Consider the following 7631-nt stretch of genomic DNA (forward strand, 5'->3'; position numbering starts at 1 on the left):
GTTCTTCTCAGCTCTTGCTCTGTATCCGCATCATTTCTTCCAACAACTTTTGTTCTTCCGATTCAAATCACATAGAGCAATTTTTGATTACGTAATTCTCTAAATTTCACGCTACAAATCGCTCAAAAAAACAGCTAAAATCAACACTAGACCGAATGATAAAATCATCAGAAAAAGTTATTTAAAACAATAACATCCACAAGCAATAGTTTTTGTTTGCGTGATTCAGTCGAGAATTCGCTATGACAGACAAAAAAGAAACTCCGACCATCATTATTGATGATGATAAACCTGGACAAGAACGCTTTGAAACGCTGAAAGAAAAACTCCGCTATAGACAAGCTTTACGTGAAAACTCAAAAAAAATTGATCACAAGCAGATCCGTCTGAATATTCAGGCAGATGCGCTGCCGAGTAAAACCTTTTTTATTATGAATGCACTGGCAGCAGTCATTGCAGCCTATGGCTTACTCAGTGACTCTACGGCAGTGGTAATTGGTGCCATGCTGGTTGCCATGATGTTGGGACCAATTGCAGGGATTTCTCTTGCCTTAATTGACAGCCGTTGGATTCTATTTAAAACAGCTTTTCAAACGCTCGCACTGGGCATCATCATGATTTACGGGATTGGCTTCCTGATCGGGCTGATTCATCCGAATATTGCCATCACCAACGAGATTCTAGCACGCACGCATCCCAATTCGCTCGATTTAATGATCGCACTGGCAGGTGGCGCTGCAGGTGCTTTTGCTTCTGTTTCTCCACGTTTATCTGTTGCTGTTGTCGGGGTGGCTGTTGCAACTGCCTTGGTTCCCCCCTTAGTCGCGAGCGGACTTTTATTATCCCGTGCTGAGTTTTCTCTATCCGCTAATGCGTTCTTACTGACCTTTACCAATATTATTGCGATTCAGGTCAGTTCTTCAATGGTGCTCTGGATTGCAGGATTTAGACGTGGATCAAATGAAGAGGTGAAAAGCAAGTATCTTGAATTTGTAAAACGCAATTGGATCAGTTTAATTATTCTTCTTATTTTGGCCGTCTATCTGACCTTTAACTTACTTTACACGGTTCAAAATGAATTATATAAATCGCGCGTCAGCGATCAACTGGGACAAAAGCTGAATACTGAAACCAATATTATTGATACCATTCAATTCGACACTCATCCAGAATTTACACTAGCTCGAGTGTTTATCCGTGGGGTTGAACCCCCTTCGACCAATCAAATTGATGAACTCAATCGCACCCTCATTCCTGACCGAAAAGGACATCCAACCTATCTGCAAATTCGTTTTATCTCAATTCAAATTATTCAAACTAAACCCACTAAAATCGTACCATTAAATACAACTAACACTGAAAAGCCAAGCATTAAAATACTGAAAAAACAGGATGAATCATGACAAAAAACTTACTTTTAATTGCAACTTTAAGCAGTGGAGTTTTAATCAATTCAGCACTTCAAGCCTGTACGCGGGTGGTGTTTCAAGGAGATGGAGATAACGTTATGACCGCGCGCTCCATGGACTGGAAAGTCGATGTCGGCACCAACCTATGGATTATGCCTAAAAATATTGCACGTAATGGTCTGGCAGGACCACAATCCATTCACTGGACTGCAAAATATGGCAGTGTGGTGGCAACAGGTTATGATATTTCCACCACTGATGGCATCAATGAAAAAGGACTGACAGCCAATCTACTCTGGCTGGTTGAATCACAATATCCTGAAGTCAAAAACAATAAAAAACCAACGATGAGCATTTCCCTCTGGGCGCAGTATGTTCTAGATAATTATGCGACTGTGAATGAAGCCATTCGAGCATTGGAGAAAGAGCCATTTATTGTAATCACGGATAATGTGCCTGGGGAAAAACGCCTTGCAACCCTGCACCTATCGCTATCCGATGCTTCGGGTGACAGTGCCATTATTGAATACATTAATGGCAAACAAGTCATTCATCACAATGCCAAGTATCAAGTCATGACCAACTCGCCCATTTTTGATCAACAGCTGGCATTGAATCAATACTGGAAACAGATTGGGGGAACCACCTTCCTACCGGGTACCAATCGTGCCTCGGATCGTTTTGCCCGTGCCTCGTTTTATATCAACGCCATTCCTAAAAATGCCAACAGCAAGCAAAACCTTGCCAGTGTCTTTAGCGTGATTCGCAATGCCTCCGTTCCTTTCGGTCTCAACACAGAAGAAGAACCAAATATTTCATCAACACGCTGGCGCACGGTTGTTGACCACAAGAATTTGTTATACTTTTTTGAATCGGCAGTTTCACCCAATACGTTCTGGGTAGATTTAAAGAAAATCGATTTTAAAACTACGCCTTTCCAGAAACTTGACTTAGGTGCAGATCAAGCCAATGTCTATGCTGGGGATGCCACAACACACTTTAAGACAACGAAAGCATTTCAATTTTTAGGAACAGACTAGGCGTGATGCGGCAGGGATATTCCACTGCCCAAACAGATCTGCCGAGCTTCAGTACTGATACATAAAGGTCTAACATGAATATATTAAAAACTGCATTTTTAGGTATGGCGACAGTCATGGGGTTAGCAGGCTGTGCGACATCCTCAACACAACCACAAAATATTGCCTCTACAGGGTTACTCATTTGTGCACAGAATGAACTTTGCCCTGCTGTAAAAGTCACATGGAATGAACAAGAACGCAGTCACTTAAAAATTACTGCATATTTACCGAGTGCGAAAGAGGATTATGACATTCAGAAGTTTGTGTTCTTGATTGATCAAAAGCCTTATAGCTATGCACCTGCTGCTGCAACCACACATGAATATATCAATCGTATGGTTCCACATCGCTCATCAAATTATATTGTGGTGCCAAGCTCCTTCTTAAGCACATTTAAAAACGCCAAAGATATTGAATTAAAATTGGTGACAGACAAAGGCAACATTACCCGCGCTGTATACCGTAATGGGCAGCAATCTTCTGCCTATCGTGCATTTATCAATTTATACCAACCTTAATTCTGCTTATGAAAAAGAAAAAGCCTGTCGATATGACAGGCTTTTTTTAGCTCTCTATAGCGGGATTAATCCAATTTTAATGCTTTGGCGAAACTGCGAGATTGTATCCATCCCTGCAAGCTGACCACCATAATTCCCAGCATCACCAACACTGTACCAACAACAAAGTTCAGTTCAATTTTTTCATTCAGTAATACCACGCCAAAGAGTACGCCAAACAATGGGGTTAAAAAGGAGAATACCCCCAAACGAGAAGCCAAATACTCTTTTAACAGCCAGAACCAAATGAGATAACTGGCAAAAGACACTATGATGGTATGAAACAACAAACTGCCGATGGTAAATGGCGTCCAATGAATACTGGCTTGCCCCATCGCAAATGCCAGCGGAAACAACAGCAAAAAGGCGATGAACAATTGATAGAACAAGGTTTGCGTTGCAGGTGCTTCCGCAAGTTTGGTTAAGCGGACTGCAATTGTGGTTGCCGCCCACAGGATTCCTGCCAGCAATGCCAATGCATCCCCCCACAAAGCCGTTGTAGAGGCTGCTGCCGAACCCGCAGGATGAAACAGGAACGCGATAATAATGCCCAAGAAGGCAAGCACAATGCCACTCCACTGTAACAGGCTAAGTCGTTCAGATGGCAACTTCCAATGTAGCCCTAAAGCAACAAAGATGGGAGCGGTATACAGCAGCACGACCGTATGCGAGGCTGAAGTAAAGCGTAATGCTTCTGCCACAAAAAAGAATTCCGAAGCAAACAGAATTCCCACCAGAATGCCAGGCGCCAAATATTCTCGCCCCCATAAAGAAACACCCTCTGCGAGTTTAATCATGGGATACACCATTAGCGCGGAAAGACCAGAGCGCAATGCAATTTGCATGACCGCAGAAATATCGGGTGCAGCCATTTTTAAGATGACTTGCTGCAAGCCCCAAATAATACATAGCACAAACATAATGCCCGATGCTTTGCTGTCTAGTGCCCGACGCTCACTCACAGTCTACTCCACTTCATTTGATGAGTCACCACTATAGACCTGTCTCTTTTAAAAGATATAATTCAAAACCGACAACCCATCCTATTATTCAGGCAAAATCAGCAGGGGGCAAAACAGATGCATACACGTCAACAACATGACTATTATCCCATGCCCACCAATGATGACATCCCTGCCCCACTGTGGTTGCGGATTTCCGATGCCCCTGCAGAATCTTGCTATCCCATGCATGAACATGCTTGGGGAGAGTTTGTCTATGCCCTGAATGGGGTTTTGGAAGTTAGGGTTGATCAAATTCATTTTCTAACCCCTCCTCCGTATGGGATCTGGCTGCCTCCTCACTTAAAACATGCAGGCATCAACCGGACTGAAGTGACTCATTCCACCTTATACGTGCATGAGAGCCTATGTGAAGCCCTACCGAAACAGGCGGGCATCTTGCTCACCTCAGCCTTAGTCCCTGCACTTTTGCATCATTTACGCCAGCATCCCATGCCCGATCATGAGCCAGAACATTTACGCCTGCTGCATGTACTATTGGATCAGCTGCGACATGCGGAATGGGTCGGCAGTTATTTACCTTCGACCCAACATCCTGCACTACAAGGTTTACTGGATTACCTACAACAACATCCCGCTGATCAGAGTACTTTGGCACAATTGGCACAGCGGATTAATATGACCGAACGCACACTGGCACGTTATAGCCAGCAAGAATTAGGGATGTCATTAAATGAATGGCGACAACGGCTAAAAGTGATTAAAGCCATGTCAATGCTGAATGAAAATAGAACAGTGGAAAGTATTGCGCTGGATTTAGGCTATGCCAATGCCTCTGCCTTTATTAATCTATTCAAACGCTGGATGCGCTGTACCCCCGATCAATTTCGCAAAGACTATGCAGCAGAAAATCCCTCCAAATAAAAAAAGGACTGTATTTACAGTCCTTTTAAATTTTCAACTCAGCTTAGGCTTGTACAAAAGTATTCCAAACGTAGTCTTGCTGCTGACCTTGCAAAGTCATTTTGAGTTGATCGCCTGCTTGCAATGCCGCAACACCTGCTGGCGTACCTGTCATGATCACATCACCCACTTCTAGGGTAAAGACCTGACTCATATCTACCAATAACGAGCCGATATCAAAAATCAGATGCGAGGTATCCCCCTTTTGGCGAAGCTCATCATTCACATGCAAGGTGTAATGCACATCGTTCCAGTCTTGTACCACATCGGCAACATCAACCCAATCTGCCAACATGCATGAACCATCAAACGCCTTGGCACGCTCCCACGGCTGACCTTTACTCTTCAGATCATCCTGTAAATCACGTAAGGTTAAATCCAGTCCTAAAGTCACCGCACCCACTGCTTGCAAGGCTTTGACTGGATCGGTTTCTGCTTTCAGTTCACGATCAATTCTTAGGGTTAATTCACATTCATAATGACAACTGCCCCAAGCCGAGTTCCACGAAATTCCATCTTGCAGTGCTGTTAAGCTGCTTGGCGGCTTCATAAACAACACTGGACGATCGGGAATAGCATTTCCCAGCTCTCTGGCATGGTCTGCATAGCTACGACCGACACAGACAATTTTAGATGGACGTGTACTCATGATCTTCCCTTCGACTTTTTGTGACAATTAATCTTTTATTTAGAATGTTTAAAGGTATTTTCAAATATGCCTTGATCTTCAGCCGTTGCAAACGCACGTTTCGGCACAATCACCACAGTACGATTTTTTAATTCCAGCATATAGGTCAGTTTACCGACTGCAAAATTTTGGACTTCGTGGTAATGCACCACTTTTTTACGGCCATTGGCATAAATATCAGCATAGTCCTGATAAAGGTCGATGCCTTGCTCGCTTTTCCCAAACTGATACTTTACAAACTGACGCTTAAACATCATCGGCAAGAACCAATAACGTAAAACCAACTGCAAAACCAAGAAGAATACGCCCAGAGCAACGTAATAACGCCCCACCCCAGTAAAGCCTAAATATATTCCCCAACCGATAATTCCGAGACTGATCAAAGGCGTAATAAAACGCGTGAACAGTTTTTTACCGAAGGTGGCAAGTGCAAAGCCATCCTGAGATTCTTCGAGGTTTAGGTAATAACGTAAAGATAAGGCAGGCTTGCTGTCTGACATAAATCCATCATCAATCTGAAAACGAGACTGCACCATAGTACACCAAATTTCAGCTTTTCTTTATGCTTTTCACTGCTGCTCGGCGCCAAAAAATTGGGGAATTGTCACGAAATCGACATGCTTTTCAGATATTTTAGGCACAAAAAAACCGCAAAAAATGCGGCTTCTTTTTTATGCACTAGAACAGATAAATGATCTAGGCAATCAAGTTGGTGCGCTCAGAGAGATTCGAACTCCCGACCCCTTAGTTCGTAGCCAAGTGCTCTATCCAGCTGAGCTATGAGCGCGACGTCTTGATGGAGCGCATTATATATGGTTTTTTCATTTTGGTAAGTGTTTTTTCACATAACTGCAACTAAATGCCTAGATAATGGACGATTCCTGCATAAACGTGCTTTTTTACAGCAGAATAACCAAAAACTCAGCCAATTCACCCCCTTTCGCTTTAGAGTTCTAATGAACAGAAATGGTATGCAAGCGCTGCTGACAATCCAAACACAACCAGAGATATTCCTAACTCTGCATAATGTGAAATAAGCCTGCCTCGCCAATTAGCTCCTCAAAACAGGTATCACAGGTACACATCACCCCACAACTAGCATGAGATTCTTTATAATCAGAGAGAAGAATTACATAAACTTAATTTAAGATACAAATGACAAATCAAGCAGATCAGTCAACTTTGCACATAAGCAAGATCGGGCCAGCAATAGCATCCCTACTTATCATGCTCATCGTAATTAATTATTCTATTAATACAATGAATAATAAAGTGCAACATATTAAAAGCCTAGATTCAAGCGAATGGCACGTATTTGAAAGACATATGTCGTCAGACTACTCTTTTGACGTGTCAAAATTTCGAGATAATAGTAAACGCTTATATATCAGCCAAAATGGTGAGGTGTTTTATTCTCAACTTTGCACTCAAAAGTTACGAAATATCTGTAAATTAGCTGATTCATCTGACATAAAAATTAACAGTGCACTTTTCTACGCTCAAATACATAAACAGACAGGGAGATATACTTCACTACATTTAAAAGATATCCTTTTCACAGATCAAAATAATCATCAACAAACATTTAGTTATTTAGCTACTTCTCCAGATGATCAAAACTTTATTTCTAAGGAAAAAAACAGTTTATGGATTTCACTCGCAATCATCTTTATAAGTTATTTATTCTTCGGATCTTTGACATATCTTCAGGTTTCTAATGCCATTCCCGCAAATGTCCAAATACTAAAAAATACCAACAAAGCTATTATTATCATGATCTGTATGAGTTACTGCTATTTAATTGCAATCACACTAATTACATTCTTGAGAAATTAATATTTTTCAAATATAAAATCATCAGGCATAAAAAAACCGCTGCTAAAGCGGTAATTTATCAAGTTGGTGCGCTCAGAGAGATTCGAACTCCCGACCCCTTAGTTCGTAGCCAAGTGCTCTATCCAGCTGAGCTA

At 42.0% G+C, this 7631-nt stretch carries 8 protein-coding genes and 1 tRNA gene; 5 read left to right on the forward strand and 4 right to left on the reverse strand.

All coding sequences use genetic code 11. From position 1 onward, the window contains the following. The first annotated feature begins 242 nt into the window (after positions 1-242). The 3 genes from MKI85_RS16740 to MKI85_RS16750 all read left to right on the forward strand — a co-directional run bounded on the left by MKI85_RS16740 (position 243) and on the right by MKI85_RS16750 (position 3009). Positions 243-1403: a TIGR00341 family protein gene (locus MKI85_RS16740; protein ID WP_241629429.1), complete on the forward strand. Its 1161-nt coding sequence runs from the start codon at positions 243-245 to the stop codon at positions 1401-1403. Beyond that, on the forward strand, positions 1400-2449 hold the full coding sequence (locus MKI85_RS16745; RefSeq protein WP_241629432.1) for a linear amide C-N hydrolase: 1050 nt from the start codon (positions 1400-1402) through the stop codon (positions 2447-2449). The genes MKI85_RS16740 and MKI85_RS16745 overlap by 4 nt, the downstream gene beginning before the upstream one ends. A 74-nt stretch (positions 2450-2523) precedes the next feature. Continuing rightward, positions 2524-3009 (forward strand): hypothetical protein, encoded by a 486-nt coding sequence (locus tag MKI85_RS16750; RefSeq protein ID WP_241629433.1) that lies wholly within the window; start codon positions 2524-2526, stop codon positions 3007-3009. Positions 3010-3074: 65 nt separating this feature from the next. Here MKI85_RS16750 and MKI85_RS16755 read toward each other — a convergent pair whose 3' ends face one another. Next, positions 3075-4010 carry a DMT family transporter gene (locus MKI85_RS16755; protein ID WP_241629435.1) on the reverse strand — a complete coding sequence of 312 codons (936 nt, stop codon included), beginning with the start codon at positions 4008-4010 and terminating at the stop codon, positions 3075-3077. 117 nt (positions 4011-4127) lie between these two features. On the opposite strand from MKI85_RS16755, the gene MKI85_RS16760 reads away from it, so the two are divergent. Beyond that, positions 4128-4934: an AraC family transcriptional regulator gene (locus tag MKI85_RS16760; protein WP_241629437.1), complete on the forward strand. Its 807-nt coding sequence runs from the start codon at positions 4128-4130 to the stop codon at positions 4932-4934. A gap of 43 nt (positions 4935-4977) precedes the next feature. Here the strand turns inward: MKI85_RS16760 and MKI85_RS16765 are convergent, their stop codons facing one another. The 3 genes from MKI85_RS16765 to MKI85_RS16775 all read right to left on the reverse strand — a co-directional run bounded on the left by MKI85_RS16765 (position 4978) and on the right by MKI85_RS16775 (position 6448). Then, positions 4978-5622, reverse strand: coding sequence for a fumarylacetoacetate hydrolase family protein (locus tag MKI85_RS16765; RefSeq protein ID WP_241629439.1), 645 nt, complete (start codon positions 5620-5622; stop codon positions 4978-4980). Between the two features lie 35 nt (positions 5623-5657). Continuing rightward, positions 5658-6161, reverse strand: a complete 504-nt coding sequence (locus MKI85_RS16770; protein ID WP_241629443.1) for a YcxB family protein — start codon at positions 6159-6161, stop codon at positions 5658-5660. Positions 6162-6371: 210 nt separating this feature from the next. Then, positions 6372-6448 (reverse strand) — tRNA-Arg (locus tag MKI85_RS16775). 368 nt (positions 6449-6816) lie between these two features. Between MKI85_RS16775 and MKI85_RS16780 the strand changes: the two genes are divergently transcribed. Next, positions 6817-7497, forward strand: a complete 681-nt coding sequence (locus tag MKI85_RS16780; RefSeq protein ID WP_241629441.1) for a hypothetical protein — start codon at positions 6817-6819, stop codon at positions 7495-7497. Positions 7498-7631: the final 134 nt, after the last annotated feature.

This window comes from Acinetobacter zhairuonensis, from assembly GCF_022601715.1.
In the GTDB taxonomy this organism is placed as follows: domain Bacteria; phylum Pseudomonadota; class Gammaproteobacteria; order Pseudomonadales; family Moraxellaceae; genus Acinetobacter.

What these genes read in the sequence shown, in the direction of transcription:
- MKI85_RS16760 (WP_241629437.1), top strand. Translation starts at nt 4,128, where the DNA reads ATGCATACACGTCAACAACATGACTATTATCCCATGCCCACCAATGAT.
- MKI85_RS16770 (WP_241629443.1), bottom strand. Translation starts at nt 6,161, where the DNA reads ATGTCAGACAGCAAGCCTGCCTTATCTTTACGTTATTACCTAAACCTC.
- MKI85_RS16780 (WP_241629441.1), top strand. Translation starts at nt 6,817, where the DNA reads ATGACAAATCAAGCAGATCAGTCAACTTTGCACATAAGCAAGATCGGG.
- MKI85_RS16750 (WP_241629433.1), top strand. Translation starts at nt 2,524, where the DNA reads ATGAATATATTAAAAACTGCATTTTTAGGTATGGCGACAGTCATGGGG.
- MKI85_RS16745 (WP_241629432.1), top strand. Translation starts at nt 1,400, where the DNA reads ATGACAAAAAACTTACTTTTAATTGCAACTTTAAGCAGTGGAGTTTTA.
- MKI85_RS16740 (WP_241629429.1), top strand. Translation starts at nt 243, where the DNA reads ATGACAGACAAAAAAGAAACTCCGACCATCATTATTGATGATGATAAA.
- MKI85_RS16765 (WP_241629439.1), bottom strand. Translation starts at nt 5,622, where the DNA reads ATGAGTACACGTCCATCTAAAATTGTCTGTGTCGGTCGTAGCTATGCA.